General features: G+C 55.4%; 25 protein-coding genes. 14 read left to right on the plus strand and 11 right to left on the minus strand.

The annotated features are described in order from the left end of the window. The first annotated feature begins 149 nt into the window (after positions 1–149). Positions 150–1,730 (plus strand): FAD-binding domain-containing protein, encoded by a 1,581-nt coding sequence (locus SR894_RS18375; RefSeq protein WP_223288441.1) that lies wholly within the window; start codon positions 150–152, stop codon positions 1,728–1,730. A gap of 574 nt (positions 1,731–2,304) precedes the next feature. Here the strand turns inward: SR894_RS18375 and SR894_RS18380 are convergent. The 4 genes from SR894_RS18380 to SR894_RS18395 form a co-directional block, all read right to left on the minus strand. Beyond that, positions 2,305–2,706: a GFA family protein gene (locus SR894_RS18380; protein WP_223288442.1), complete on the minus strand. Its 402-nt coding sequence runs from the start codon at positions 2,704–2,706 to the stop codon at positions 2,305–2,307. Between the two features lie 362 nt (positions 2,707–3,068). Continuing rightward, complete coding sequence (gene gabT / locus SR894_RS18385) at positions 3,069–4,340, minus strand: 4-aminobutyrate--2-oxoglutarate transaminase (RefSeq protein ID WP_223288443.1); 1,272 nt, start codon at positions 4,338–4,340, stop codon at positions 3,069–3,071. Between the two features lie 11 nt (positions 4,341–4,351). Then, the gene (locus tag SR894_RS18390) at positions 4,352–5,803 is read right to left on the minus strand and encodes an NAD-dependent succinate-semialdehyde dehydrogenase (protein ID WP_223288444.1); all 1,452 of its coding nucleotides are present in this window, start codon (positions 5,801–5,803) and stop codon (positions 4,352–4,354) included. A 45-nt stretch (positions 5,804–5,848) separates the two neighbouring features. Further along, positions 5,849–7,264: an APC family permease gene (locus tag SR894_RS18395; protein WP_223288445.1), complete on the minus strand. Its 1,416-nt coding sequence runs from the start codon at positions 7,262–7,264 to the stop codon at positions 5,849–5,851. Positions 7,265–7,541: 277 nt separating this feature from the next. Between SR894_RS18395 and SR894_RS18400 the strand changes: the two genes are divergently transcribed. The 5 genes from SR894_RS18400 to SR894_RS18420 all read left to right on the plus strand — a co-directional run bounded on the left by SR894_RS18400 (position 7,542) and on the right by SR894_RS18420 (position 12,303). Then, positions 7,542–8,960 (plus strand): aminotransferase-like domain-containing protein, encoded by a 1,419-nt coding sequence (locus SR894_RS18400; protein WP_223288446.1) that lies wholly within the window; start codon positions 7,542–7,544, stop codon positions 8,958–8,960. 113 nt (positions 8,961–9,073) lie between these two features. Next, positions 9,074–9,778 carry a transglycosylase SLT domain-containing protein gene (locus tag SR894_RS18405; RefSeq protein WP_246638170.1) on the plus strand — a complete coding sequence of 235 codons (705 nt, stop codon included), beginning with the start codon at positions 9,074–9,076 and terminating at the stop codon, positions 9,776–9,778. A gap of 11 nt (positions 9,779–9,789) precedes the next feature. Then, on the plus strand, positions 9,790–10,530 hold the full coding sequence (locus SR894_RS18410) for a sulfite exporter TauE/SafE family protein (RefSeq protein ID WP_223288447.1): 741 nt from the start codon (positions 9,790–9,792) through the stop codon (positions 10,528–10,530). 69 nt (positions 10,531–10,599) lie between these two features. Then, positions 10,600–11,787 (plus strand): M24 family metallopeptidase, encoded by a 1,188-nt coding sequence (locus SR894_RS18415; RefSeq protein WP_166650363.1) that lies wholly within the window; start codon positions 10,600–10,602, stop codon positions 11,785–11,787. A 141-nt stretch (positions 11,788–11,928) separates the two neighbouring features. After that, positions 11,929–12,303, plus strand: a complete 375-nt coding sequence (locus SR894_RS18420) for a hypothetical protein (protein ID WP_133731438.1) — start codon at positions 11,929–11,931, stop codon at positions 12,301–12,303. A 106-nt stretch (positions 12,304–12,409) separates the two neighbouring features. Here SR894_RS18420 and SR894_RS18425 read toward each other — a convergent pair whose 3' ends face one another. Next, positions 12,410–12,880, minus strand: a complete 471-nt coding sequence (locus tag SR894_RS18425; RefSeq protein ID WP_290279468.1) for a Fic family protein — start codon at positions 12,878–12,880, stop codon at positions 12,410–12,412. A gap of 149 nt (positions 12,881–13,029) precedes the next feature. Between SR894_RS18425 and SR894_RS18430 the strand changes: the two genes are divergently transcribed. The 3 genes from SR894_RS18430 to SR894_RS18440 are packed head-to-tail and all read left to right on the plus strand — an operon-like array spanning position 13,030 to position 16,456. Beyond that, positions 13,030–14,424 carry a YfcC family protein gene (locus SR894_RS18430; protein WP_133731440.1) on the plus strand — a complete coding sequence of 465 codons (1,395 nt, stop codon included), beginning with the start codon at positions 13,030–13,032 and terminating at the stop codon, positions 14,422–14,424. 18 nt (positions 14,425–14,442) lie between these two features. Then, the gene (locus SR894_RS18435; protein WP_180089758.1) at positions 14,443–15,144 is read left to right on the plus strand and encodes a DUF1028 domain-containing protein; all 702 of its coding nucleotides are present in this window, start codon (positions 14,443–14,445) and stop codon (positions 15,142–15,144) included. Between the two features lie 52 nt (positions 15,145–15,196). Then, the gene (locus tag SR894_RS18440) at positions 15,197–16,456 is read left to right on the plus strand and encodes an allantoate amidohydrolase (protein ID WP_166650364.1); all 1,260 of its coding nucleotides are present in this window, start codon (positions 15,197–15,199) and stop codon (positions 16,454–16,456) included. Positions 16,457–16,476: 20 nt separating this feature from the next. Here SR894_RS18440 and SR894_RS18445 read toward each other — a convergent pair whose 3' ends face one another. Further along, positions 16,477–17,232: a FadR/GntR family transcriptional regulator gene (locus SR894_RS18445; RefSeq protein ID WP_027957091.1), complete on the minus strand. Its 756-nt coding sequence runs from the start codon at positions 17,230–17,232 to the stop codon at positions 16,477–16,479. Positions 17,233–17,414: 182 nt separating this feature from the next. Between SR894_RS18445 and SR894_RS18450 the strand changes: the two genes are divergently transcribed. The 3 genes from SR894_RS18450 to SR894_RS18460 all read left to right on the plus strand — a co-directional run bounded on the left by SR894_RS18450 (position 17,415) and on the right by SR894_RS18460 (position 19,762). Continuing rightward, entirely contained in the window at positions 17,415–18,533 is a 1,119-nt protein-coding gene (locus SR894_RS18450; protein ID WP_223288449.1) for an alkene reductase, read from the plus strand. A gap of 132 nt (positions 18,534–18,665) precedes the next feature. Continuing rightward, a complete protein-coding gene (locus SR894_RS18455) occupies positions 18,666–19,133 on the plus strand; it encodes a TspO/MBR family protein (protein ID WP_133731445.1) in 468 nt (155 codons plus the stop codon). Positions 19,134–19,165: 32 nt separating this feature from the next. Beyond that, positions 19,166–19,762 carry a cell division protein ZipA C-terminal FtsZ-binding domain-containing protein gene (locus SR894_RS18460; protein ID WP_133731446.1) on the plus strand — a complete coding sequence of 199 codons (597 nt, stop codon included), beginning with the start codon at positions 19,166–19,168 and terminating at the stop codon, positions 19,760–19,762. A gap of 46 nt (positions 19,763–19,808) precedes the next feature. On the opposite strand, the gene SR894_RS18465 is transcribed toward SR894_RS18460, so the two are convergent. Continuing rightward, positions 19,809–21,398, minus strand: a complete 1,590-nt coding sequence (locus SR894_RS18465; RefSeq protein ID WP_133731447.1) for an ABC-F family ATPase — start codon at positions 21,396–21,398, stop codon at positions 19,809–19,811. A 270-nt stretch (positions 21,399–21,668) separates the two neighbouring features. Then, positions 21,669–22,523 carry a sirohydrochlorin chelatase gene (locus tag SR894_RS18470; protein WP_133731448.1) on the minus strand — a complete coding sequence of 285 codons (855 nt, stop codon included), beginning with the start codon at positions 22,521–22,523 and terminating at the stop codon, positions 21,669–21,671. 128 nt (positions 22,524–22,651) lie between these two features. On the opposite strand from SR894_RS18470, the gene SR894_RS18475 reads away from it, so the two are divergent. Beyond that, on the plus strand, positions 22,652–23,242 hold the full coding sequence (locus tag SR894_RS18475; RefSeq protein WP_223288576.1) for a gamma-glutamylcyclotransferase: 591 nt from the start codon (positions 22,652–22,654) through the stop codon (positions 23,240–23,242). Positions 23,243–23,244: 2 nt separating this feature from the next. Here SR894_RS18475 and SR894_RS18480 read toward each other — a convergent pair whose 3' ends face one another. The 3 genes from SR894_RS18480 to SR894_RS18490 form a co-directional block, all read right to left on the minus strand. Beyond that, positions 23,245–23,772: an HPP family protein gene (locus SR894_RS18480; RefSeq protein WP_133731449.1), complete on the minus strand. Its 528-nt coding sequence runs from the start codon at positions 23,770–23,772 to the stop codon at positions 23,245–23,247. A gap of 203 nt (positions 23,773–23,975) precedes the next feature. Beyond that, on the minus strand, positions 23,976–24,272 hold the full coding sequence (locus SR894_RS18485; RefSeq protein ID WP_133731450.1) for a YciI family protein: 297 nt from the start codon (positions 24,270–24,272) through the stop codon (positions 23,976–23,978). A 20-nt stretch (positions 24,273–24,292) separates the two neighbouring features. Continuing rightward, positions 24,293–24,586 (minus strand): hypothetical protein, encoded by a 294-nt coding sequence (locus tag SR894_RS18490; RefSeq protein ID WP_133731554.1) that lies wholly within the window; start codon positions 24,584–24,586, stop codon positions 24,293–24,295. A 229-nt stretch (positions 24,587–24,815) separates the two neighbouring features. On the opposite strand from SR894_RS18490, the gene SR894_RS18495 reads away from it, so the two are divergent. Beyond that, on the plus strand, positions 24,816–26,489 hold the full coding sequence (locus tag SR894_RS18495; protein WP_223288450.1) for an isovaleryl-CoA dehydrogenase: 1,674 nt from the start codon (positions 24,816–24,818) through the stop codon (positions 26,487–26,489). Positions 26,490–26,507: the final 18 nt, after the last annotated feature.

The following is a 26,507-nucleotide window of genomic DNA, read 5'->3' on the forward strand; positions in this document are numbered from 1 at the left end:
CCTACGGGTTTGTTCCTGCAGAGTTGACCCTGCTGGGTTGGCCCTGTTGGGTTGATTTGGCAAACGGTAGCTTGATGGTAACGTCACATTTCAGTGGCGAATAGACTTAGCGGCGAATAGCTCTCAACCGTCAGGTATCAGTATTATTAATGGCTAAGGCACCTATCCAGGTCGTTTGGTTCAAACGCGATTTACGTATTCATGATCACGCGCCGCTTTCTAATGCAGCCGCGGCTGGCCCTGTGTTGCCCATATTCGCTATTGAGCCAGAGCAGTGGCAAGCGCCGGATAGTGCTCTGCGCCACTGGCAGTTTGCCGCTGACTCACTTGTCGATCTTTCTCACGCTCTGGAGACACTTGGCCTACCGCTGTGTATTTGGCAGGGCGATATTATCGATTTGCTGAACGCCCTGAAAACCCAATACGGCGAGTTTGCTCTTCACTCCCATGAAGAGACCGGCAACGCCTGGAGCTTTGCCCGTGATAAAAGCGTCAAGGCATGGTGCCAACAGCAAGGCGCGCCATGGCATGAAGCACGCCAGCACGGCGTACTACGCGGCCTGAAATCACGGGTGGCAGAGCGCGATGCATGGGAAAAGCAGTGGGAAACGTTAATGACGGCGCCCACCGCTACTGCCCCGCAAAACACGCAAATGGCTGAGGGGTGGCAAGCCTTTAACCATATTGACGTTGAACACCTTCACAACCTGACGCTAGGGTTTGATACCACGCCCTGCCCCGAACGGCAGCCAGGTGGCCGCAGCGAAGGCCGCGCAGTATGGCGCAGCTTTGTAAGCCAGCGCGGGCGGCGATATCGCGGCTCGCTGTCTAAACCTTTGCTTGCCTGGGAATTTGGCTCGCGGCTTTCGCCCCATTTGGCTTGGGGCACGCTCTCCATGCGCGAAGTGGTGCAGTCGCTGCGCCGCCAACGAAAAAAGCATGCTGAAGACACCGCTTGGTTCCGCTCGCTGCGCGCCTTCGCCTCCCGGCTTCACTGGCACTGCCACTTTATTCAAAAGCTCGAAAGTGAGCCGAGCATAGAGTCACAAACGCTGCACCCGGCGCTGCGCGGCCTGCGGGAGCGCGACCCCGAGCATCCCAATCTGATCGCCTGGAAACTCGGCCAAACCGGCGTGCCGTTAGTCGATGCCTGTATGCGCAACCTGATCGCCACCGGTTGGATCAACTTTCGCATGCGCGCCATGCTGATCTCCCACGCCACCTTTGGCCTTGGGCTGCACTGGTACGAACCCGCCCTGCACTTGGCGCGACTATTTACCGACTTCGAGCCTGGCATTCACTACCCCCAGGTGCAGATGCAGGCAGGCGCCACGGGCACCAACGCCCTGCGGGTGTATAACCCCATCAAACAGGCGGAAGATAACGACCCAGATGGTGAGTTTGTCGCACGCTGGGTGCCAGAATTAACGGTTCTGCCATTAGAGTGGCGCGCCAAGCCGTGGGCACTACCCGAAAGTCTACGCCAGCGGTTCGGCTTTCAACCCGGCGAGCACTACCCAATCCCCCACGACTTTGAAGCCGAAGCACGCCACTGGAAGAAGATGCTGTATGAGCTGCGTCGTACGCCGGAAGCCAGAGACGCCAGCCAGGCGATTGTAGATAAGCTCGCCAGCCAGCGAAGACCGCCCGCTCCGCGCGCTAAAAAAGCAAAACCCGCCAATCGGCAGCAGCTTTCGCTGTTTGATGATGGAGGGTTGGAAGATACGTAGCGGTTACTCTTGGATAGGTCTCACTAATCTCTTCGACAGAGGGAGTGACCGCATTAGCACCGACTCAACATAGCTGATTAAGCGACCCAGTGCCGGTCATACTCTATTTAATGACGCCATTACCTACTCGCGCCGCATCGGGAAAACCACGACATAAGCAAAACGCTTTTGCTTGTGAGCTTACCGCCTTAATATCTCTAACCAAACGTTTAGGTACACGGTTTTACCTTCCCTGCGTCTCGTTCGAGAAAGATCCGAAATGTACTTGCTCAGTTGACAAGAAAGTTCCTAACGCTTGCAGCATGCGCGCCCATGAAATGGAGCCGAAAGCGCAATGTAATTGGCGCCGCCGTGCCTGCACTGGTTATATTTTGAATGCACGAAACTCGTTGCTTTGCGAAAGATTACAAAGCCCTTTTACCATCCCACATTCTCTGCATTCAGAAATATGCTTATCAAGTAGCTCTAGGGTTAGCAAATCAATCTCCGAAAAATATAATGCCTTGACTTTGCGGCGTGTCGGAACGCCAGCGAATATCCGTCCGCCAACAGCCGCTGGTTATGTGATCTTAGTCTACTCTGGCGGGCCCTCGAACTCTGGTACGTCAACAATCGCCTCGTCCCAAACCGCTCTGCTTGATGTGAAGATGTGCGCAGTTGGCAACACAGATATTTCAGTATCCAAACACCCTGCAGGAACAACGAGCAGGTCTGTAAGTTGGGGGCTTGGTAATGCTGAACCACACGATCTACAGAAGCTTTTGTTGTGGCGAGTACCCGGAAGATTAAAGGAAGTTACAGCATCTACACCCGCCAGCCAGGTCAGTTTAGCTGACTGCGAGAACAAATTTGCCGCATGAGCAGATCCTGTATCTTTTTGGCAATACTCACAATGGCACAGGTAAAAGCTGTCGAAGCCCCCATTGACCTCAAATCTAACTGTGCCACACAGGCAAGAACCAACATGCTTAGTCATAGGATTACCTTCTATGGCTTGCAGGTTACGCACACATAATAAGTATTAGACAGCGCGCTCTATGATTGGATGATCGCATCGGCATGATTGTCCAAAAATGCAGCCTGTCATATTTCCCCAAGTCTTTTATTTTTATTAGGCTGAGTATCCAAAACTCGCACTTCTGCTACATTTGCCAGTGCTCCACGTTGAAAGGGTATCTGTCTTGTTATTTTTAGCATCCACCCTACCAACCCCAGATTAGCACAGGGTACTTAGTTCGACTGATTATCTTAGGTCTAGGCTTTGCCCATAAAAAAGCCCGCCCTTGCCAACAGCTATTGCTGCTTGACGAGGGCGGGCTCGGTACTGCTTAAATGCTGTTAGCCAAGCGCTTCCAGCGACTGCTCGATAATGCTCAAGCCTTCTTCCAACACCGCAGAAGAAACCGTCAGCGGCACCAGAATGCGGATGCTGTTGCCGTAGAAGCCACAGGAAAGCAGGATCAGGCCTTTCTCGCGGGCTTTGGCACAGAGCGCACCGGTGAGCGCTGTGTCAGGTTTTCCTTCGCTATCGAGCAATTCGAACGCCGCCATGGCGCCTAGCTGGCGACCGTGGGCTACGGCGGGGAAGCGCTCTTCCCATACCGCGAAGCGCTCGGCCAGCATCTTGCCCATCTGCTCGCTGCGGGCCAAGATATCTTCCTCTTCAATCACCTCAATCACTGCCAGCGCCGCTGCACAAGAGAGCGGGTTACCGCTGTAGGTGCCGCCTAGGGAGTTGGGGCCGGAGGCGTCCATTACCTTGGCGCTACCCACCACAGCCGAGAGCGGCATGCCGTTCGCCAAGCTCTTGGCGGTGGTGAGAATATCCGCCTCGATACCGCTATGTTCGAGGGCAAATAGCTTGCCGGTGCGTGCAAAGCCGGACTGCACTTCGTCGGCGATCAGCAGAATGCCGTGCTCGTCGCACAGCGCGCGCAGCGCTTTCAGGTAGTCCGGTGAAGCGATGTAGAAGCCGCCTTCGCCCTGTACCGGCTCAATCACGATGGCCGCCGTGCGGTGGGGGGCGATATCAGTTTTGAACAGCGTGCGAATGGCATTCAAAGACGCCTCTTCGCTGATGCCGTGCAGCGGGTTGGGGAACGGTGCGCGGAACACGTCGCCCGGCATCGGGCCGAAGTCGTTCTTGTAGGGCAATACCTTGCCGGTCATCGCCAGGGTCATCATGGTGCGGCCGTGGAAGGCGCCGTCGAAAGTGATAATGCCGGTACGACCAGTCGCTGCACGGGCAATCTTCACGGCGTTTTCCAGCGCTTCGGCACCGGTGTTGACCAGCATCGCTTTGCGCTCGGGGCCGCGTACCGGGGTGAGTTCGCAGAGCTTTTGGCATAGCTGCACGTAGGGCGCGTAGGAGATCACCGCCGCACTGGTGTGCATAACTTTCTTAAGCTGCGCTTCTACCGCGGCAACAATTTTCGGGTGACGATGACCCAGATTGAGCACGCCAATGCCGCCCGCAAAGTCGATCCAGCGGTTGCCGTCGGCATCCCACAGTTCGGCATTTTCAGCGCGCTCGGCAAACTGGGTGGTGGGCGTCGCGGCACCGTTGGCCACGTAACGGTTTTTCAGGTCGTTCAATTCTTGGTTCGTCATCATGATTCTCTTTAAAGGCCGCCAACGCAGACATATTTCAGTTCAGTAAACTCATCCAACCCGTGGTGGGAGCCTTCGCGGCCCAGCCCGGACTCTTTAACGCCGCCAAACGGCGCCAGCTCGGTGGAGATCAGGCCTTCGTTAACGCCGACCATGCCATACTCCAGCTGCTCCATGGTGCGCCAGATGCGGCGGTAGTCAGTGGCATAGAAGTAGGCGGCCAGGCCGAAAGGCGTGTCGTTGGCCATCTGGATGGCCTCTTCGTCACGCTGGAAGCGAAACACCGGCGCTACCGGGCCGAAGGTCTCTTCGTCGGCCACCGCCATCTTGGTGGTGACATCCGCCAGCACCGTGGGGGTAAAGAAGCGCTCGCCCGCGGAGTGGGGCTTGCCGCCGCACAGTACGCGCGCGCCGTGGCTGACGGCGTCATCAATATGACGCTGTACTTTATCGACGGCCGCTTGGTTGATCAGCGGGCCGATAACGCTGCCTTCTGCTAGGCCATCACCCACTTTTAGCGCCTTCACACGCTCAGTGAGCTTAGCGACGAACGCATCGTAAATGCCGTCCTGCACCAGAAAGCGGTTGGTGCAGACACAGGTTTGCCCGGCGTTACGGAATTTGGAGGCGATGGCGCCATCAACAGCGGCATCTACATCGGCGTCGTCAAACACGATAAAGGGCGCGTTGCCACCCAGTTCCATGGCGGTTTTCTTCACCGTGCTGGCGCACTGGGCAAGCAAGTGCTTACCCACCGGAGTAGAGCCGGTAAACGAGACTTTGCGCACCCGTGAATCTGTTGTGAGCACATCGCCCACTGCAGCTGGTTTAGAAGCGGTAATGACGTTAATGGTGCCCGCGGGCAGGCCCGCTTCCAGGGCTAGGTAAGCAGCAGCAAGCGCCGTTAACGGCGTGGCTTCAGCAGGTTTGATCACCACGGTGCAGCCCGCGGCCAAGGCCGGGGCGCACTTACGGGTAATCATCGCCAGCGGGAAGTTCCACGGGGTGATCGCCGCGACCACGCCTACCGGCTCGCGCAGAACCAATAAGCGTTTGTCCGCGCCGTGACTAGGCAGGGTTTCCCCTGCCATGCGCTTGGCTTCCTCGGCGAAAAACTCGATAAACGACGCGCCGTAGGTCACTTCGCCTTTGGCTTCAGCCAGCGGCTTGCCCTGCTCTAAGGTCATTAGGCGGGCCAGATCGTCGGCGTGTTCATTAATCAGCTCAAACCAACGGCGCAGCAGCGCAGAACGCTGCTTCACTGGGGTGGCGCGCCAGGCAGCACCGGCGTTGTAAGCGGCGGCCACGGCATCACGGGTATCGTCGGCGCCCATATCGGCCACCCGGGCAATGGATTCACCGGTAGCGGGGTTATCCACCGCAAAGGTTTGTTGGCCTGTACGCCACTCGCCACCCACCAAGGCTGGAACCGCATCGTGCAACCACTGTTCGATAAAGCTCATATGTTGCTCCTAAAAAGCTTAAGTCCGGAAATCTCGTAGGACGGCTTACAGATCCGCTTTCATATGGCGATCGCTGTAGTCACGCCCATAGGTGCGCAGGGCGTGGACATATAGCGCCAGGCCAAGCAGTGACCAACCGACAAAGATGGTCCACTCAGCAACGCTCAGCGCCGCCGGGCTACCGGGCAGGTAGAGGCACGCCATACCGAAAGAAAGGATGATAGCGAGGGTGCCGCACAGCTTGCCGTTACTCACCTTGAATGGACGGGGCATATCCGGCTCGCGCACCCGTAGCACCACAAAGGAGATGGCCACAAACAGGTAGGCCAACACGATGCCTAAGCCACCGGCGTTGACTATCCACACCAATGCTGGGCGACCAAAGAAAGGCGCCAGACAGGAGAGAAAGCCCATCATAAAGATGGCGTTGGTAGGCGTTCTATAGCGAGGGTGCAGCTTGGCAAACGATGCAGGTAGCATGCCCGCTTTAGCCAGGGCATAGATCGCCCGTGAGCCGCCAATGTAGAAGGCGTTCCAGCTGGTAATGATGCCTGCGATACCCGCCATGACCATTAAGTTGCTGGCCCACGCGGCGTTAAACAGGCTGCCCATGGCGTCCGGCACGCTAAGCGAGCTTGCTGCCAACTCTTCACTATTGAGTGCCAAGCTGGTGGCCAGAATAATCAGCGCATACCAAACCACCGCGAGAATCACCGACATCATCAGCACTTTGCCAATGGCTTTATAAGGCAGGTTAATCTCTTCAGCGGCCTGGGGAATAACGTCAAAGCCCACAAACAGGAACGGCACCATGACCAGCACCGCTACAATGCCTGCGAACACGCCGCTATCGGCCTGTGTGAAGAACGGCATCATATTGATGGTTTCGCCTTCAAACAGCGAACCGGTGACAAACATGACGCCCACCAGCAGAATTAACCCAGTTACTACTTTCTGCAGCAGCGCAGCGGTCGTTACACCGAAGTAGTTAATCACCATCATGGCCAGCGAGCCGCCCACGCCTACGGCTACCCAAGTGGCTTTAACTTCCCACCCGGCAATCGTCCACAGATGACCGACGGCATAGTTGGGCGCCAGGTGTTCAATCACCGTGGGAAGTGCCACCGCTTCAAAGGCCACTACGCTTAGATAGCCTAGAATAATCGCCCAGGTACACAAAAAAGAGGGTAAGTGGCCCAGGGCGCGGTAGCTGTATACGTGCTCGCCACCCACTTTGGGCATCGCAGCGGCAAGTTCAGCATAGGTAAGGCCAACCAAGACAATCGCTAAACCGCCGATAATAAACGCTATAATGGCGCCTAAACTGCCAGCGGATTGAATGGCGGTACCGGTGAGCACAATCCAGCCCCAACCAATCATGGCACCGAAGGCCAGCGCTAATACGTCGCCACGGGCCAATACCCGGACGAGCCCTTCCTGTTCTGATGAGGGTGTGGTCATTTGAAATGTCCTGCGAGTTATTGGATGTTGTCGTAGGCGCTCAGGGGCGCAGTATCCTGATCCTGTTTTAACCGTTTCTCTTTGAACGGGCATGTTTTAAACGGTTTTGTAAAACAGGATAGCCACACGCTAGCAGGCGGGAGAGAAAACACGAATGCACCACTTTGGCGTTCGACTAGACCACTTTTTATACGCACCAAAAGGGTGCGCCACTTTCATACGGCTTTCGTCTAAGTGCCTGTCGTTAGCGGGTTAAGCGGGATTAAGGGGAGTCCAAATGGATCGCAAGGAGGTGGTGCACCAACTTGTACAACTTTATGCACTCCAACCGGAACGGTTGAGTAAGCAGGTGCGTATAGAGCAAGCGCTGCGTCAGGCCATTACCCAGCAGTGGCCTTCCGGGCTGCGGCTGCCCTCCCATCGCCAGTTGGCGGATGCCCTTGGCGTTGCACGTCAAACCCTGGCGCTGGCGATTCATACGCTGCTTGAGGAGGCCCTGCTTAAAACCGCCCACGGCCAAGGCACCTGGACGTACCGCCCCGTGATCCCAAGCCATTCCTTGCCTGGCAATGCGCAGCTCTCATCACGCGCACAGAGGGTATTGGATGGCCCAGGCGCTAGCATGATCCAAAGCGGCGCCTTCGTGCCCGGCATTCCCGATATCGCCCAATTCCCGATGCGTAAATGGCGGCAGCTCTACGCCAGCGTGACGGTGCCGCAAAACGCCCTGCTGCTCTCCTACTCCACCGGTGGCTACGGCCCATTGAAGCGCGCCATCCGCGATTTTTTAGCGCGCTGGCGCAATATTAGCTGCGACACGGAGCAGATCATCATTACCGACGGAACCCATAACGGCATTGAGCTATGCGCCGTGGCGCTGGCTGATGTTGGCGATACCGTTGCCATGGAGTCACCCTGTTACTGGGGGGCGCGCAATGTCTTTACCGCCGCAGGCTTGGAAATCGAACCGGTGGCGTGGCTGCCAGGTCAGGGGCACATGCTTCCGCCTACTCCTGGCCCGGTAAAGCTGGCCTATCTGACCGGCTCGCACCATTACCCGCTCAGCGTACCCACCCGTGCAGTGGATAAACAGCGCTTATGCGATGCCTTAGCGCCCGCGTATATTGTCGAAGATGATTACGAGTTTAACCGCGACGACCATTCCAATCTGCTTTTCTACCCGCACTCGGAGCGCCACTTGCTGGTGGGCTCGTTTTCCAAGATGATGTTTCCAGGTCTGCGCCTAGGTTATTTAGTGGTTCCGCGTCATTTAGCGGGGCCAATGAACCGCCTGCGCAGTGAACTATTCCGCGAAGGACGCATGCTGGATCAGGCCGTACTGGCACAGTTTATTTTTGATGGTGATTTGGATGCCTGGTGTCGGCGCATTCAGCGCGACTACCTAGGGCGCCAACAGGTGCTGCATGATCAGCTTCGCTCATTGCCGCTAGTGCGCAGCGTTTCGCCGCCGAGCAGTGCCATCAGTCTATGCGTCGAATTTGAACCGCATATCAATGACGTGCAGATTGCTCAAACGCTATTAAAAGAGCACTTAATTGTGCGTCCGTTGAGTCCGGTATGCGCTAAGGGCGACTCACGATCTGGTCTTGTAATGGGGGTGGGTATGCTTTCGGGTGAAACGTTAGCGCGCGAAGCTCAACGGCTGCGCCGCTGCTTAGAGGTGTTGTTACGCTAGGGCTATTGATCAAACAAAGTTACCCAATGGTTACCCACAGGCTTCCAAAGGTTTATCCACAAGAGTCTATTCATAAGAACCAATCCACAAAAGATAATTCACAAGGACTTGCTATGCGTCACCCGGTTGATGGTATCACTGAGCACTTTAGCGCTGATTTCTCGTCTTGCTTCCCAGCGACTTTCACTAAGCTGCGCCTATGGGTAACGCTGAGCCTTTTAACGCTGCTTTCCGGCTGCGCCACTTTTGCGCCAAACCCACTCCAGGATCAAAGCAATATCTGCGAGATCTTCCGCGAACAGCCAAGCTGGTACGACTACGCTCAGGAATCCGAGGAGAAGTGGGGCACTCCGATCGCCACCCAGATGTCGTTTATTCAGCAGGAGTCTTCGTTTCGTAGCCATGTCCGCCCGGATCGCAAGTACTATCTAGGTTTTATCCCCGGCCCACGTCCCTCCTCCGCCAAAGGCTACGCCCAGGCCCAAGACCCCGTTTGGGAAGAGTATGAGGATCAAGCGGGCAGCCTGTTTGCCCGGCGTACTCATATGAAACACGCCACGGACTTTATTGGCTGGTACAACCGCCGCTCCCAGCAGCAGGCGGGTATCTCACTAAATAATCCTGAGCACCTCTACTATGCCTATCATGAAGGCGCGGGGGGCTACCAACGGGGTACTTACCGCGGGAAGTCCCACGTATTGAGTGCGGGTAGACAAGTGGCGACCCGCGCTAACCGTTACCAAGCCCAGCTCAACGCTTGCGAAGCGGAGTTCCAATGCCGCAAGTTTTACCAGGTCTGGCCATTCTGTCGTAGTTAAGGACGCTGACGATGTCACTATGGATGGGTGCGGCCCTGGTTAGCGTGGTGTTCTTCACCTCAATGCTCTCCGGGGTATTTGGTATGGCGGGCGGATTGGTACTGCTATGGTTTCTGCTGCTGATCTTTCCCGCCGGCACGGCGATGGCCGTTCACGGGGTTATTCAACTCACTTCTAACGGTTCGCGGGCGTGGCTGTCACGGCGCTATATTGTCTGGCGCATTGTCGCTTTTATGACGCTGGGTGTACTAAGCGCCGCTGGCCTGCTTCTGCTGTTCAACTACAGTCCCAATGCCGCCAGCGTCTCTATATTGATTGGCCTAATGCCGATTTTGGTATGGCTGCCCAAGCGCTGGTTTCACCTGGATGCCAACCGCGCCAGCCACGCGCTGTGCTGCGGCATTGCTTCCGGCGGATTGACGATTGCCGCAGGGGTTTCCGGGCCGCTAATCGATATCTTATTTGTGCGCTCACGCATGGATCGCCGCCAAGTCGTGGCGACCAAGGCAATGATTCAGGTAGTGGCTCACAGCATTAAAATCATCTTCTATCTCGGCGCCGCCATGGCGCTTAGTACCGGCGAATGGGGCATTGTGCTGCTAGCGGCGCCGTTTGCGATCTTTGGCACCCACACCGGCAACCGCATTTTACACCGTCTCACCGATGCCAACTTCCGCACCTGGACGCGCTGGATCGTGACCGGCATTGGGGTTTTCTATTTCCTGCAAGGGCTCTTTCTACTCACTCGCTAGCGTTGAGGCAGATAAAAGCGAGCTTAAAGCAAGTGCCTATACTGACCTTATCTATTGATGGAGGTCGCTATGGATTACCACCACTACCGCACCACCCTTGCGGAAACGCTCGCCCAAAGTGAGCTGCCTTTTCCCGCTGCCGAATACCAGGTGCGCCTGGAGAAGGTGCGCAAGGGTATGGCAGAGCATGGATTAGACGCGCTACTGCTTACCGACCCCGCCGATATCAATTACCTCACCGGCTATCACACTTTTGAAGTCTCGGTGCATGCCTGCTTGGTTTGCACCCAAGCGCGGCTAGTGCTACAAGTCGCCTCCATTGAAACCGGTGCGGCAGTGGTCACCGCCCGGGTTGATGAGATCATCGGCTACCGCTGGGAAAACCTGGATGAAATCATCACGCCGCTGGCAGACCTGCTTTCTCCTTGCCAGCTAATTGGTATTGATGGCTGGAGCAGCGGGCTGCGCTTTGGGGTGATTGATGCGCTGATGCAGACTATCGGCCGTGAGCGTTTTAGCGAAGCAGGCGCAGTGGTCGATGCGATTCGAATTATAAAAAGCCCCGCCGAACTTGAGATGCTGCAACACAGCGCACGAATCACCGCTCTCGGCTTAGAAACCGCGATGCAGAGTATTCGTCCCGGCATGACCGACAACGATATTGCTGCCGTGGGCGCCAAAGCGCTGCTCGAAAATGGCAGCGAGTTCATGAGCCTCCAGCCCATTGTGACCAGCGGGCACCGTATAGGCGTAATTCACGTCAACCATAAGCGGCGTGTCATCCAGGCTAATGAGCCAGTGTTCTTGGAGTTTGGTGCTGCTTATCAACGCTATACGGCACCCATGATGCGCACTGCGGTTACAGGCGTGCCAAGCCCAGCTCTCTCGGCCACCCGGGATCTATGCCGCTCAATTTTTGAAGCGCTCTGCGACGCCATGCGGCCTGGCAACACCTTTGATGCCGCTGCCCAGGCGGCTGATTCCCTACTCGCTCCCCACCGCGACCAGTATTTCTTCTCCGGAGTCTTTGGCTACGCCGTGGGCGCACAGTTTCCACCTAGCTGGGTGGAGGGCACCGGCTTTATTGCCAAAGGCCAGGCCCGCACTTTTGAAACCAATATGGTTTTTCACCTGCCGCTCTGTCTACGTGTGCCCGGCCAATGGGGCGTTGGCATAAGCGACACTGTGGTGGTTACTGAAAATGGGGCAAAACCACTGACCAATAACGACTGGCAGCTGTTTGAGGCGCGCTCATAAGCCACTGCGCCTTATAGCCATAGCATTGACAGGTCGATGGAGTAGCGCTATCGTCAACATAGATGCAAATGAGAAACACTCTCCTTACTCCATTAAGAAGAGTTTAATTAAGCAGACAGTCAGGCGTGAGGGATTAGTGGGATGACTAGCGAGCAGCGGCAACTTCGCCAAACGGTCATATTTTTGCGCACCTCCTTTGAAGCGGTGCAGCACTCTATTGCCGGCCGCCTGGAAGACCCGCTGCCCTGCTGGATGGATACCAGCATGCTTTCCATGCTGTCGCGGGAGCTCACTCGCTGCTGCCAGCAGTCTAAGCCGCTGTTTGCCCCAGCCGTCATCGAACAGCTCTATATCGCCTCGCAACAGTGCGAGCTGCTGCTCAAACAGTGCCCTGGGGTACTCAGCAGCGCGGTCTGCTATCGACAGTTGGGAGCCATTATGCTGCCACTCTCTAGTGCGCTCCAGCAGATCGATACTCCTGCCAAACGGCGCTGGCCTTGGGCGAAGTGGAATTGACTAAGCATTGAGGCATCACTAGTCCAGCAAATATCTAGTGGTGAGCGCTAGCATGGTAGCAGGCAAGTAGCGACGCTCCAGACCTTGGAAAGGTTAGGGACAGGGTTTATTGATGCGTATCCTTAGTGGCAAGCACTTGCTTACCTAGGCCTGTTAATCGATATTTTTGGGTTGGGCTACGCGGCGAGTCAGGTTGAGTCATTTCAATCAACCCTAAATCAAGCAGGGGATTCAGTACAGCCGCTCGAAACTTAGTTCTGTTGGAACGCCCAGTAACTTTCATCAAATGTGTAATTCGGGCTTCTTCAACACAGCATTGGAGCAGATCTACTTGCTCCTTACTTATTCCCTGCTTAGTCCCTACTTGTTCGGTGACTTCGGGGGTGACTTCAGCCACGGCTTCTTTGTCGACCGAAAACCCTTGATGAACAGGTAAGCGAATTAAAAAGAAACTGCGCTCATCGTCGGTTTCGAACACTGGCGCTGGAGAGCCGTTCGCCTTCATTACCCGAAGTATTTTTGGTACACCCGTTGAACGGCCTTCGGTTAAATCCAACTCTTTCAGAAACTCGCCGATACGCCGGTTGCGTTAGCAACGGCTGGTCGAAGCTCGCCCTGCTTCTAAAAAAATAGCTCTCGCTTGACCCTGCTATTTATCATGATAAATTCAAGATGAGGCGCCAACGAGCGTCAACGCTGAGACACATCACAAGACAGGGTATCCTCATGGCTGAACAACAAACCGCGGCAGCCTCTGGCTCGCGTAAAAAGTGGTATCAGGCGGTTCCCGACCCCATGGTGCTAATCTTTATTATTCTGGTTGCTACCTATTTTCTGACCTTCATTATCCCCGCAGGTGAATTTGAACGAGTTACCCAAGATGGCCGAACGGTGGTGGTGCCGGGCTCTTTTGCCTATTTAGAAGACGTTGCCAACATCCCCCTCTTCAATATTTTTGTGGCGATTCCTGAAGGGCTTATCTCCGCCTCGCAGTATCTATTTATCGTCTTTATCGCCGGTGGTCTGTTTCATATTTTGCAAAAGACCGGTGCGTTAGAGAACGCGATCGGCGTAGCGGTTAATCGTGTTGGCGTTGAGCGACGTAACGTGATTATTGTCGTCGGTACCTTTATCTACGGCTTTTTTGGTGTAGCCGTCGGGTTTGAAAACAACATTGCATTAGTCCCCATTGCGGTTCTCATCGCCAGCGCTATTGGCTGCTCCAGTTTGGTGGGTACCGCTATGGCCGTTGGTGGTATTGGGATCGGTTTTGCACTCTCGCCCATCAATCCCTATACCGTGGGGGTTGCTCAAGGGATCGCGGAACTGCCGACCTTCTCTGGCGCTTGGCTACGTACGTTGCTGGTGCTTTCGTCACTGTCACTGCTCTCGCTGTATATCTGCAAACGCGTCGTCAAAATGGAGTTTGAAGAGCCGGATAATGCGGAAGCACTGAGCAAGCCGCTTAGCGAATACTCTCTCACCAAGCGCAACATCCTGACGATGGTCGTGTTCGTGGGTGGTCTGGTCGCTATGCTCATTGGCGTGTTCACTCGCGGTTGGTATATCAATGAAATTGCAGGCACTTTCCTGCTGCTGGCGATCATCATTGGCGCCTTAAACGGCCTATCGGCGAACGGTATTGTTAAACAGATGATGGAGGGTGCTGCCAGCGTAACCGCAGGCGCGCTTGTGATCGGGGTGGCGGCCTCAATTCAGGTCATCCTTGAGCAGGCCGTGATTATCGACACCATCGTTAACTCGCTGAGCGCAATGATCGACGGCATTCCGTCAATATTTTCCGCGATTATGGCCAGTGTGGTGCAGGGTATTATCAACCTCTTTATCCCTTCCGGTTCTGGTCAGGCACTAGTGACAATGCCCATTCTGATTCCAGTGGCGGATCTTGTGGGTATGAGCCGTCAACTGATGATCACTGCGTTCCAAGTCGGCGACGGCTTAACGAACCTGATTGTTCCCACGTCTGGCGGCACACTCGCCATGCTGGCGCTGGGTCGCGTCTCATACGCCCAGTGGTTGAAGGCGATTATGCCCTTTATGGCGTTGGTGTATGTATTAGCCTGGGTAGGGTTGGTGATTGGCCACCTGGTGGGTTACTGAACAATAGAGGCAACCGCGATGACGCTTTCTCTCGTTCATTGCAATCCTGCCACAGGCACCGTTGCGGCCATCACCGCTACAGGCGGAGTGGCGGTGGGAGGCTATGTGCATCACTGTTGGCGAGGCACTGGGGCATGCGTCACCCAAGGGCGCTTTACCAACCCGTGGTACCCAGCTCGGATATATGAAGCACTTGCCGCGGGCGCCAGCGCCCGGCAGGCGCTTCGCGCCGCCGTTAGCGAGGACAACGACTCAGGGTTCCGCCAATGCTTGGTGATGGATTCTCAGGGCCGCACATCAGTACATTCAGGTGCAGAGAATGTGCCTGAAGTGGCTGAAACCTGCTTTCCCAGCGTCGCTGCCGCTGGGAATATGCTGCAGAGCACCGAAGTCGTGCGGATTTTTGCAGAGCAATTTTTACGCCTTAGCGCCACTAATAGCAGCGCTGCCATTCAACGCAACGAATCGCCCCGCTTCCCTATTCATCACGACCAACATCTGCTTACGCATCTGATTGACGCTCTCGATGCTGCTCTATCAGCGGGCGGCGATAAACGCGGTGCACGCTCGGCCGCGCTGCGTATCGAATCTTTTCATCAAGCGCCTATCGATTTGCGCATCGACTGGTCGGAGGACGTCGTAGGCGCATTGCGGGCGTTAGTCGATGAGTTTATGGCCGAGAACTTTCAAGCCTTTTGGCGTCAACTGCCGCTGCGCTAAAAGCATTTCTACTCTTTTGCTGGCCCCTCTGCCAGCGCCTATTGGAGAGTTTATGACCAACACGGTTGCTCACACTGCTTTTAACCAAGGCGAACTGGGAACGGCATTGATTGAACGCCTGGACGAAGCTGCCCAATACTCTGAGCCAGGCCCTGGTGTCACGCGACTGTTCTGCTCCCAGGCGCATCGCCAGGTATTACCGTTAATCAGCCGCTGGATGGAACACGCGGGGCTTACTCCCCAACTGGATGCCGCTGGCAATCTTGTGGGTCGCTGCCCCAAAGCTCAAGCGGGTGAGAAAACCTTCATTATGGGATCTCATCAAGATTCAGTAATAGAAGGGGGCAAATACGACGGCATGCTAGGCGTGGCCCTACCGCTATTGGCCTTGGAGGCGCTTAAACGCGAAGGCGTGACGCTGCCATTCGGGGTAGAAGTGGTCGCGTTTGGCGACGAAGAAGGCGTTCGCTTCCCGACCACGCTGGTCGGCAGTAAAGCGCTGGCGGGGAGCGTGACACCCGACCAACTGGAAGCCCAGGATGCCGAGGGAATCTCTCTGCGAGAGGCATTAATGGCCTTCGGTTGTACACCTGAGGACATTCCCGCTACCGCCCGCGAACCTGCCAACACGCTGGGTTTTTTAGAAGTACATATTGAACAAGGGCCAATCCTGGAACAGCGTGATCATGCTGTGGGCATTGTCACGGCGCTAACGGGTATTGAACGCCACAAGGTCACGCTAAGCGGCAAGGCCGGTCATGCCGGTACTACGCCGATGAACATGCGACATGACGCGCTAGTCGGCGCGGCGGAAATGGTGCTTGCTATCGATAGCGTACTGCAGAACACCGATGAGCTGGTCGGCGTGGTGGGCAGACTCGATGTCCACCCCAACGCGGTCAATGTGATTCCCGCCCAGGTAACGTTCACGGTAGAGCTACGCTCTCCAGAGTCGGCGACTCGCCAATATGGAAGGGAAGCCGTAACAGCAGCGTTGGAGGCAGTGGCGAAACGCCGCGGATTAACCATTAATATTGAAAACACCTACAGCGCCGATGCGGTGGCCTGTGCCGACTGGATGATGACCGCCCTCGAACAGGCGTGCACCCAGGTTGGCCAACCGGCAGAGCGAATGTTTAGCGGCGCTGGGCATGATGGCTTAGCGATGCAGGCATTAACCGATATCGGCATGCTGTTTGTACGCTGTAAAGAGGGGCTTAGCCACCACCCAGACGAAGCTATTACCGCCGAAGACGGCGAAGCCGCGACGCGAGTGGTCATGGCATTTTTACAGCAGCTGCCACGTCCATAGCGTTTTCCGCCCTTAGCCCGTTACGCTAGTGGCTCAGGTAAAAAGCCTCGGCGTACCTGAGCCTCCTGCTGATTCATCACTTGTTGGGCATCAAGCATATGCTCGCGCATGATGTTATAGGCGCTTTCGGCATCGCCAAGCTCAATGGCATCCAAAATTTCTGCATGATAGCGACAGCCAGTCTGTCCTAAATCGTGGGTAACTGGCTCATAGAGACGGTGATAAATCGTCAGATCTGAGAGCACCTGTATGGTGAAGCGGATAATAAATGTCAGCAGCTGATTGCCACCGGCTAGCTCAGCGAGCATCAGGTGGAAATGCAGCGAATCAAGGTGTTGCTGACGCTCAGTCTCACTATCGTCCGCAGGGTCTGCGTAACTATGCAGACTTTCACGTAAACGCACCATATCACTGGCAGCCACTTTACCGGCTAACGAAGCGGCTAGTTCAGGCTCTAACGCCAAGCGTATCTGATAGATATCCTTGATTGATATCTCTTTGAAAAACAGGTAATTGCTTAATAGCGATACCGCTTTGGCCTCACTCATCTCACGCACAAAAGCGCCGCCTCCGGGCCCTGTGCGAGTTTCGACCAACCCCTGGGCTTCCAGTACTCGCGTGCTCTCTCGCACTGTCCCTTTCGAGACCTGCAGGGTCTCCATCAGCTCCGACTCGCTAGGTAGCCGGTCACCCGGCTTTAGGTGCCGATCCACGATCCAGCATTTAATGGTTTCCGCCACCTGATAAGGGCGGCGCTGAGGGGCGTTTTTTAACATGCTATCAACAACATCCTTGGTAATAAGCAGCAAGAGTACCAGAGAGATCGCGAGTTTGGATGCCACATAAAAGGTTATCGAGCGCATAAATACGTTTAAAAATATCTGGCTGGCACTAACTAGTAAACTGGTCTATTCTGGTGCGTACTATTTCATCGAAGCATTCAAAAGGAGCTTAATTGATGGCTTTCGAAACACTGTTTACTCCCCTCCAACTGGGCAGCCTATCGATTCCTAACCGGGTTGTTATGGCGCCGCTGACACGGGCGCGTACACCCGATAGCGTACCGGGTGAACTTCAGGAAGCTTACTACGGCCAGCGCGCAGGAGCGGGGCTGATCATCAGCGAAGCCACCAATATCTCTCCCACTGCCCGTGGCTATGTGTATACACCCGGTATTTGGACGGATGAGCAGGAAACAGGCTGGAAAGGCGTTGTTGATGCAGTACACGCCAAAGGTGGCCGTATTGCCCTGCAACTGTGGCACGTTGGGCGAGTTTCTCACGAAATGGTTCAACCTGACGGTCAACAGCCGGTAGCACCGAGTGCCTTGAAAGGCGAAGGCGCCCAGTGTTTCGTAGAGTTTGAAGATGGCACTGCAGGTCAGCACCCCACCAGCACGCCACGTGCGCTGGAAACCGACGAGATCCCAGGCATTGTTGCCGACTATCGCCAAGCGGCCGAACGCGCCAAGCGCGCTGGCTTCGATATGGTTGAAGTGCACGCGGCAAACGCCTACCTGCTCAACCAGTTTCTGGCAACCGGTACTAACAAGCGTACCGACCAGTACGGCGGTTCACTGGAAAACCGTGCTCGCTTCCCGCTGGAAGTGGTTGATGCGGTGATTGACGTTTACGGTGCTGACCGGGTTGGCATACGCATGACGCCGTTTATCGAACTGTTTGGTTTGACCGACGATGAGCCGGAAGCGATGGCATTTTACATGGCCGAGCAGCTTTCCAAACGCGGCCTTGCCTACCTGCATCTGAACGAACCCAACTGGGCCGGTGGCGATATCACCTTCCCTGACGGTTTCCGCGAGCAAATGCGTGAGCGCTTTAGCGGCAGCCTCATCTACTGCGGCAACTACGATGCAGAGCGCGCCGAGAAACGTATCAGCGAGAACACCACCGACGCCGTTGCCTTTGGCCGCCCCTATATCGCCAACCCTGATTTACCCGAGCGGTTCCGAGTTAACGCGCCACTGACTGAGCCGAACCACGAAACGTTCTATGGCGGTGATGAGAAGGGTTACACCGACTATCCATTCATGGATAACGGGTATGATCGCATGAGTTAAAAACAGCACACCACTACTGCTGCTACTCCCTTACGTTTGAAAAGCATCACTTAGGTGATGCTTTTTTTATATATGCTTATAGTAAAACGCTGCTAGGCTATTGATACTTTCGTTTGAACATACAGGTGATGAATGCTTGGTTCGCTATTAGCGCTGCTGGTGTCTCTACTGCTCGTCGGCCTTACCGCCTCGACTGGTGCGCGCTTTCGGCCTGATGGTTGGTATCGCGAACTAAGTAAGCCAAGCTGGACACCTCCAGATATCGCTTTCCCTATTGCTTGGGGCATACTGTATTTGTTGATGGCTATCGCCGCATGGCGTATTTATATGGCGGATGACTCAGCATGGCGCTCAGCAAGCTTAGCGGCTTACGCGCTGCAGCTCATGGTCAATGCCGCTTGGTCGTGGCTGTTCTTTGGGCGTAAACAAATTGTCGCTGCGCTGGTAGATATCATGGTGTTACTGGCATTAATTTCGGTCACCATTGCATTGTTTTCCCAGGTGGACACCCTAGCCGCGTGGCTTATGGTGCCCTACGGGCTCTGGGTAGCACTTGCATTAGCCCTCAATGCCACTATTTTTCGGCTAAATAAAGCCTGAGCGTTGATTAAAAAACAAAGGGTTCTGAGAGTATGGATCGCACCACGACTATAATAGTACTCGCCTTCGCATCGCTGGTATTAGCCGCAATAGCAACAGCGATATTTATATACGTCATTGTGCCCTGGCGCCGCCGACGGCGCGCAGCGAAAGCCGCTGCCTCTCGTCCGGTTCAATTAGACAGCTCTGAAGAAGCTCAAGAACCTGACGCCCATGCACCTTCAAAGCAAACTAAAAAAGTTACGCAGCATTCGCTTTTTATAATCTTTGATCAGCCTAGTGAAGATTCAGACGAGCGCCTTACCCAGTGGCTACGGGAGAAAGACGCTCACTACGACGCGCTAAAAAAGATATTTTTAATCGACGGCCAACAGCCGTCGAACCCCATCACTATCGCCAACGCCTTTCCACCGGGGGAAATGCCTGACCTGCTGCGCGGGGAAACCCATGCTCCCATCAAGGGTATTAGTTTATTAGTGAAACCACCGCTACGTAAGCGACGTAATCAACAAATGCATGTCTACGTAGAACTCGCCAAAGAGATGCAGACGGTGTTTAGCGGCAAAATGCTCAATGACGAGCGCGAACTCGCCACCGACAGCACCTTTGAGCAAATTATCGGCGAATAGACTTACAGAGCTATTCTTACAAAGAACCATGCTGAAAAAAAAAGCGTTAGACGACTCCCTGGCTGCGCAGGTAATCGTCGTAGCTGCCGCTGAAATCGACAATGCCTTCCGGCTGCATATCAATAATGCGCGTGGCTAGTGACGAGACGAACTCGCGGTCGTGGCTTACAAACAGCAGCGTGCCGGGGTAGTTCTCAAGTGCCAGGTTCAGCGCCTCGATAGACTCCATATCCAGGTGGTTCGTCGGTTCGTCCATCAGCATTACGTTGGGCTGAGTGAGGATTAACTTACCGAACAACATGCGCCCCTGCTCGCCACCGGAAATCACCTTCACCGATTTGCCAATATCGTCGCTGGAAAACAGCATCCGCCCCAGGGCACCGCGAACTACTTGCTCGCCACCTTGAGTCCATGCCGACATCCACTCAAACAATGTGGCATCGACGGCAAAATCATCGCTGTGATCCTGAGCAAAAACACCCACCTCGGCGGCTTCGGTCCACTTCACTTCACCAGCATCCGGGTGCAGCTCGCCCGCCAGGGTTTTCAGCAGCGTGGTTTTACCAATGCCGTTGGGGCCGATAATGGCAATCCGCTCGCCGGCCTCTACGGTCATGGAGAGGCGCTCGAACAGCGGCTTGTCGCCCTCATAGCTCTTGGTAATGCCATCCACGTTAACGGCGTTGCGGTGGATTTTCTTGGCTTGATCAAAACGGATAAAGGGGCTTACCCGACTGGATGGCTTGATGTCTTCCAGTTTGATTTTATCGATTTGACGCGCCCTAGACGTAGCCTGCTTAGCCTTGGAGGCGTTCGCGGAGAAGCGGCTCACGAACTGCTGCAGCTCGGCAATCTGAGCCTTTTTCTTGGCGTTATCCGAATGCTGGCGCTCACGAACCGCCGTGGCAGCGGTCATGTAATCATCGTAGTTACCTGGGAACAGGGTGATTTCACCGTAATCCAGATCCGCCATATGCGTACAAACGCTGTTCAAAAAGTGGCGGTCGTGGGAGATGATGATCATGGTGCTGCTGCGCGCTTTAAGAATATCTTCCAGCCAGCGGATAGTGTTGATATCCAGGTGGTTGGTCGGCTCATCCAGCAGCAGTACATCCGGGTCGGAGAACAGCGCCTGAGCAAGCAGCACGCGCAGCTTCCAGCCAGGTGAGACTTCGCTCATCGGGCCGGTGTGTTGCTCGATGGGAATACCCAAGCCCAGCAATAGTTCACCTGCGCGAGACTCCGCGGTGTAGCCATCCAGCTCAGCAAAGCGGACTTCCAGATCAGCGACGGCCATGCCGTCCTCTTCGCTCATCTCGGCCAGGGAGTAAATGCGTTCGCGCTCGGCAGCCACCGACCAGAGCTCTACGTTACCCATGATGACGGTATCGATAACGCGCTCGTTTTCAAACGCAAACTGATCCTGACGCAGCTTACCCAACCGTGTACTGCTATCCAGCATCACCTGGCCGGAAGAGGGCTCCAAATCGCCACCGAGAATTTTCATAAAGGTGGATTTGCCACAGCCGTTCGCACCGATCAGGCCGTAGCGGTTGCCGTTATTGAATTTAACGGAGACATTTTCAAACAGGGGCTTGGCCCCAAACTGCATGGTGATATTGGCGGTAGCGATCACAAAAGGAGCCCTGGTTAGCGCATTGTCGGTAACGACAGCTTACAACGAATAGAAAGGCTCGCGATTCTACGCGCTATTTGGCCTGTATTCACCCATCAGACTTTAGGCTTTGCACGAAAACTGACTGCGCTCGGCCATGCGGCGTTAAAAAACGCCTCGTGCGCGAGTCCGATCAAAATGCTCATTTACACCCAGTAAACTCCGCTTTTTCGCCGTTTTTTGCCTTGCCTGTCCTTCGCTCGCCGACTTTTCGTACAAAGCCTAGTCACATCAGCTAATTGCTGGGATATCGAGTAGAAAGCGTTGATCATCAAGCGCTTGGCGTAGTCGAGTGGCAAGAATATCGACAATGCCCGGATGTTCACCCACCAGTTTGGTCGTGGTAACGGAAAGCCCTGGATGCTGCTGTTCAGCCGCCGCGCAAATCTCGGCAATATCACCGCCCTCCCCGGCGTGGCGCCCCGGCGAAAGAAACAGCATCGCCAAGATAACCGGGCCTGTCTTGAACTCGGGTGTCACCAGCAAGTTTTCCAGCAGCGGCTCGTTAAAGCGGTACTCATCGCCCTCGCGCCGCTCCATGGAGGCAGCGGCAACACACGCTACGTCATCGGCTAACAGCACGCTTAGCTGCCCCGCCAGGCGGTTGCGTACGGCAGTGACTTCAGGGATTGGGCTGCCGTGATCCACCAACGCCACGTGAGGCTTGGAACCTGACCGAAGCTTGTCGCGCACGTTGTCGGCCAGCAGATAGGCTAAACGCAGGTCGTTATCGCCGAATTCATCCACCAAAGGCTGGGCAACGCGCACCTTAACCTGGGGAAAACGCTCTTGCATCGTGGCCATACGCTCGGGCAGATAGCCCGTCAGCGCTTTGCTGGGGCCAAAAAAGAACGGCAGTACGATGATCTCCGTTGCTCCCTGTTCGGCACTGCGTTCAGCGGCGGGGCCAAGGGTAGTGGCGGGAATGCCTCCCACCTCTTCTGCTGGGATCTTGTTGGAGTGCAGCAGCGAGGCCGCCTGTACGGTTTCGCCTAACAACTCGCTAAGCGAAGCCGCCACGTGGCGTAAATTCAGCGTTGCCTGCGCTCGTAGCGAGCCGTTATCCACTAAAAAAATCGCGCGCATGCTTGCCTCTACTAATTGGGGTTGAGTGAGCTGTCGGGTCAGTGATCATCAGTGGCATGGTAAGATGGCGGCTTTACCACGGGTGTCGCCCATGATGCTATTTGATAACGATATGTTGCTTGATAACGATGCTTGATACCACTGCACTTAACCAGCAAAGAAACTTCTTCGAAGGCCATGCGGCTATATGGCTATTCGGCTACGGCTCGCTGATTTGGAAGGCTGACTTCGCCTACCTGGAGCGCCGCCCGGCGTATATACACGGCTGGGAGCGGCGATTTTGGCAGGGCTCCCATGATCACCGCGGCACGCCTGAAGCGCCTGGGCGGGTGGCAACGCTGATCCGCGCCAAAGATTCGATTTGCCACGGCATGGCCTACCGCATTGCCCCGGAAGTGCTCGCACCGTTGGATGTGCGGGAGAAGAACGGCTATTTGCGGGAAAAAGTACTGCTAACGTTTATGGATGAGAAGACGCCTGTTGCTGAGAAGAGTAGCGGAACCGAACAGAGCGAAGGGCTTATTTATCTGGCCAGCGATGACAACCCGGCCTTTTTGGGCGACGCACCGCTTGACGAGATCGCCCAGCAAATTGCCAACGCCCACGGCCCCAGCGGCCCCAACCGCGACTACTTGGTCAACCTCGCCAAGGCGCTTCGGGAGCTAGGTGCCAAAGACGCCCATATCTTTGCTCTGGAGCAGCAGTTGAGCCGCTTTTAACACTACCAGTAGCGTGGATAACGACGATGCCGGGCAAGGTTATTGACCAGTATGGCGATTACCAGCATCACTATACTGCCCGCTCCGATTGGCAAAAGAGGATACCACCACCCCAGTTGATGAACGCTGGCACCCCCGCCGACCGCAATCAGGGCCGCCGCGGCTCCCGGTGGGTGAACCGTATGGGTTAGCTGCATACCCAGCACCGACAGTGATACGGCCAGCGCCATTGAGAGCGGAGTCGCTCCCAGCAGTTGGTAGCAAGCAACGCCAATACCCGCGGAGAGCACGCTGCCAAACAGTACATGACTGGGCTGGGCAAAAGGGCTTTCAGGTGCCGCATAGATGAGCACCGAGGTTGCGCCGAAGGAGCCTACAATGAGCAGTTGTTGTGACAGCCACGCCGAGCTTAACCAGCAAATAACCGCCATACCGGTAAAGGCTCCGACCCATGACCAAAAAGCATCCTGCCAGCCTACCCAGGCACGTTTGACTGGCTGCCCCCGCATCTTGCCAAGATAAGTTTTCATTACACTCGCTTTGCACAAAATGAGTGCAAATGATGCCAAAATGCACCAAATAAGCAAATGACAATCTATCATGCCCCTGATGAAACTGACTCAAGGGGAACACGATTGCTCATCATCAGTGTATGGGGTGTTAACCAAGGAGAGAAACGGGGGCATTATTTTATGACATTTTTTATAAACAATACCCGAGTTCGTTCGTCATACTATACAGAGGGATCAAACAGCTTAACTTCGCGTATATCGACCCGCTCCCAGACACGCTCAGTCATATAAGGCTCTTGCGCCAGCCAAGCCTCTAAATCTTCTCGAGTAGCAAATCTGAAATGTGCATTTGAACCGATCATTTTACCTTCATCGTTCAGCACCACCCCACCACTTACGAAATTACCCGACCGATAGAGAGTACGGAGCCCCTCCAAGTGCGGCTCGCGACAAGCCAAGCGGCGGTTTAAGGCACCTTCATCAGTGTAATCGTAGGCGACCAACGCAAACTGCTTCATCTACTACCCTCTTAGTGTGTCTACATCATCAACCATGAAAGAATAAACAGACCCAATACGGTACGTACAATACCGCCGATTAACGAGCCACGCAGAAAAGCGCGCAAACCGCCCCACAGGATCAGCAGCCCGATTACTAAGACAGCAATGCTGAAAAAGGAATCGTTGATCCCCAGCGAGCGCGTTAGACCATCGATGAAATCGCCGAACGCACCGAAGAAGTTGGTGAAAATACCCAGCAGAAACTCCACCACCACGCGGATGGCTTCACCGATCGTTTCGCCAATTTCGTCAAAAAATCCGTTTGTCTGCATCGCGTTTGCTTGCATCGATAGTAACCATGACTGAGAAGGATAAGCGGCATTGTCGGTTAAATACGCTGACTGAGCAAAGCAGGACCCATCCCTCCCCCTTTTCGCCCTCCGTTTTTAGCGACTTTTCCGTCCAGCAACTACGCTCTCATAAACGCTCCAAAATATATGAGCCGTAAAACATTAGCTGAAACAATCACCCTATATCCTCGTTACGCGCTAGGTGCCAGCTATGAACCATCATTACCCCCTGGCCGATCAACTCCAAGCTAATACCCATCAGGTGGAAAACCAGCCGCCGCCGCTTGCCAATTACAATAGCTATACGGCTGATCGCGCACTTCAGGAAGGCGTTAACCGCGAAAGCGGGTCTGACGACGATGCCCCACTCAAGACATTTGGTCAGTGGGCGGGATCCGCCGAGGCGATTGCCTTGGGTGTTGAGGCCAACCGTTACTCACCCCAGTTAGCGACCCATGACCGGCAAGGCCATCGGGTCGATTTGATCGAGTTTCATCCCGCCTATCATCAGCTTATGCAAACGGCGATAGAGCACGGCTTGCATGCCAGCCCCTGGAGAAAACCTCAGCCCGGAGCGCATGTTAACCGTGCCGCCCGCTATTTTTTACAGGCCCAGGTAGAAGCAGGCCATGGCTGCCCGATTACCATGACCTTTGCCGCCCTGCCCGCGCTTCGCCACCAGCCCAGCTTGCTCGTAGAGTGGGGCGATAAAGTCACCGCCGCGCATTACGACCCGCGCAACGTCCCTTATTATGAGAAACAGGGCCTCACTCTCGGCATGGCAATGACCGAAAAGCAGGGCGGCTCCGATGTACGTTTGAACACCACCCGCGCCTACCCGATTGATCAAAGCGGGCCGGGTGAAGCTTTTGAGCTGGTGGGGCATAAATGGTTTGTCTCCGCGCCAATGTGCGATGCCTTTCTGGTACTCGCCCAGGCGCCCGGCGGCTTGAGCTGTTTCTTGCTGCCGCGCTGGCGGCCCGACGGCAGTAAGAACCCGCTTCATATACAGCAGCTAAAACGTAAAATGGGCAACGTATCGAATGCTTCCAGCGAGACCGAGCTGCGGGGCGCCTTTGCCTGGATGGTGGGCGATGAAGGACGCGGCGTGCGCACCATTATTGAGATGGTCACCATGACCCGCTACGACTGCATGATCGGATCCGCTGCCGGAATGCGCCAGGCCACCGCCCAGGCGATTCATCACGCCTCTCATCGCCATGCGTTTGGGGCTCGCCTAAGCGAGCAGCCACTGATGCAAAATGTGCTCGCTGATTTGGCCATTGAGAGCGAAGCCGCCACCACCTTAATGCTGCGCATGGCCAGAGCCATGGATCATCAGGACAACGAGCATGAGCGCCTGCTTTCGCGAATCGCCACCCCCGTCGGCAAGTACTGGATCTGTAAGCGCACGCCCCACCACGCTTACGAAGCAATGGAGGTGATTGGCGGAAGCGGCGTCATGGAGACACACATAATGGCGCGCCTGTTCCGCGAGTCGCCCATCAACGCCATTTGGGAAGGCAGCGGAAATGTGCAGTGTTTGGATATCCTGCGTGCGATTGAAAAACAGCCCGAAGTGCTCGACGCCTACTTCGCCGAGCTTGCCAAAGCGCAGGGCGCCAATGGGCATCTTGACCGCTTTATCCACCAATTACAGCGGCAGATGCAGGATACCCAAGCGCTCCAGTACCGCGCCCGGCAGTTGGCGGACGGCATGGCCCTAGCGTTACAGGGCGCCCTGCTGGTGCAGCACGCCCCTGCCTACGTGGCTGATGCATTCTGCGCTGGACGGCTTGCCGACCGCAGTGGCCTCAATACAGGCACGCTGCCTGCCGGGCTGGATTGCGCGGCAATCATCGAGCGTGCTCAGCCCTTGGAGTAAGCCCCGTGGAATAAGCGT

The sequence above is a fragment of the Vreelandella neptunia genome, assembly GCF_034479615.1.
In the GTDB taxonomy this organism is placed as follows: Bacteria; Pseudomonadota; Gammaproteobacteria; order Pseudomonadales; family Halomonadaceae; genus Vreelandella; species Vreelandella neptunia.

Coding starts and splice junctions, on each gene's coding strand:
- SR894_RS18375 (WP_223288441.1), top strand. CDS start 150: ATGGCTAAGGCACCTATCCAGGTCGTTTGGTTCAAACGCGATTTACGT.
- SR894_RS18380 (WP_223288442.1), bottom strand. CDS start 2,706: ATGACTAAGCATGTTGGTTCTTGCCTGTGTGGCACAGTTAGATTTGAG.
- gabT (WP_223288443.1), bottom strand. CDS start 4,340: ATGACGAACCAAGAATTGAACGACCTGAAAAACCGTTACGTGGCCAAC.
- SR894_RS18390 (WP_223288444.1), bottom strand. CDS start 5,803: ATGAGCTTTATCGAACAGTGGTTGCACGATGCGGTTCCAGCCTTGGTG.
- SR894_RS18395 (WP_223288445.1), bottom strand. CDS start 7,264: ATGACCACACCCTCATCAGAACAGGAAGGGCTCGTCCGGGTATTGGCC.
- SR894_RS18400 (WP_223288446.1), top strand. CDS start 7,542: ATGGATCGCAAGGAGGTGGTGCACCAACTTGTACAACTTTATGCACTC.
- SR894_RS18405 (WP_246638170.1), top strand. CDS start 9,074: ATGCGTCACCCGGTTGATGGTATCACTGAGCACTTTAGCGCTGATTTC.
- SR894_RS18410 (WP_223288447.1), top strand. CDS start 9,790: ATGTCACTATGGATGGGTGCGGCCCTGGTTAGCGTGGTGTTCTTCACC.
- SR894_RS18415 (WP_166650363.1), top strand. CDS start 10,600: ATGGATTACCACCACTACCGCACCACCCTTGCGGAAACGCTCGCCCAA.
- SR894_RS18420 (WP_133731438.1), top strand. CDS start 11,929: ATGACTAGCGAGCAGCGGCAACTTCGCCAAACGGTCATATTTTTGCGC.
- SR894_RS18430 (WP_133731440.1), top strand. CDS start 13,030: ATGGCTGAACAACAAACCGCGGCAGCCTCTGGCTCGCGTAAAAAGTGG.
- SR894_RS18435 (WP_180089758.1), top strand. CDS start 14,443: ATGACGCTTTCTCTCGTTCATTGCAATCCTGCCACAGGCACCGTTGCG.
- SR894_RS18440 (WP_166650364.1), top strand. CDS start 15,197: ATGACCAACACGGTTGCTCACACTGCTTTTAACCAAGGCGAACTGGGA.
- SR894_RS18445 (WP_027957091.1), bottom strand. CDS start 17,232: ATGTTAAAAAACGCCCCTCAGCGCCGCCCTTATCAGGTGGCGGAAACC.
- SR894_RS18450 (WP_223288449.1), top strand. CDS start 17,415: ATGGCTTTCGAAACACTGTTTACTCCCCTCCAACTGGGCAGCCTATCG.
- SR894_RS18455 (WP_133731445.1), top strand. CDS start 18,666: ATGCTTGGTTCGCTATTAGCGCTGCTGGTGTCTCTACTGCTCGTCGGC.
- SR894_RS18460 (WP_133731446.1), top strand. CDS start 19,166: ATGGATCGCACCACGACTATAATAGTACTCGCCTTCGCATCGCTGGTA.
- SR894_RS18470 (WP_133731448.1), bottom strand. CDS start 22,523: ATGCGCGCGATTTTTTTAGTGGATAACGGCTCGCTACGAGCGCAGGCA.
- SR894_RS18475 (WP_223288576.1), top strand. CDS start 22,652: ATGCTTGATACCACTGCACTTAACCAGCAAAGAAACTTCTTCGAAGGC.
- SR894_RS18480 (WP_133731449.1), bottom strand. CDS start 23,772: ATGAAAACTTATCTTGGCAAGATGCGGGGGCAGCCAGTCAAACGTGCC.
- SR894_RS18485 (WP_133731450.1), bottom strand. CDS start 24,272: ATGAAGCAGTTTGCGTTGGTCGCCTACGATTACACTGATGAAGGTGCC.
- SR894_RS18490 (WP_133731554.1), bottom strand. CDS start 24,586: ATGCAGACAAACGGATTTTTTGACGAAATTGGCGAAACGATCGGTGAA.
- SR894_RS18495 (WP_223288450.1), top strand. CDS start 24,816: ATGAACCATCATTACCCCCTGGCCGATCAACTCCAAGCTAATACCCAT.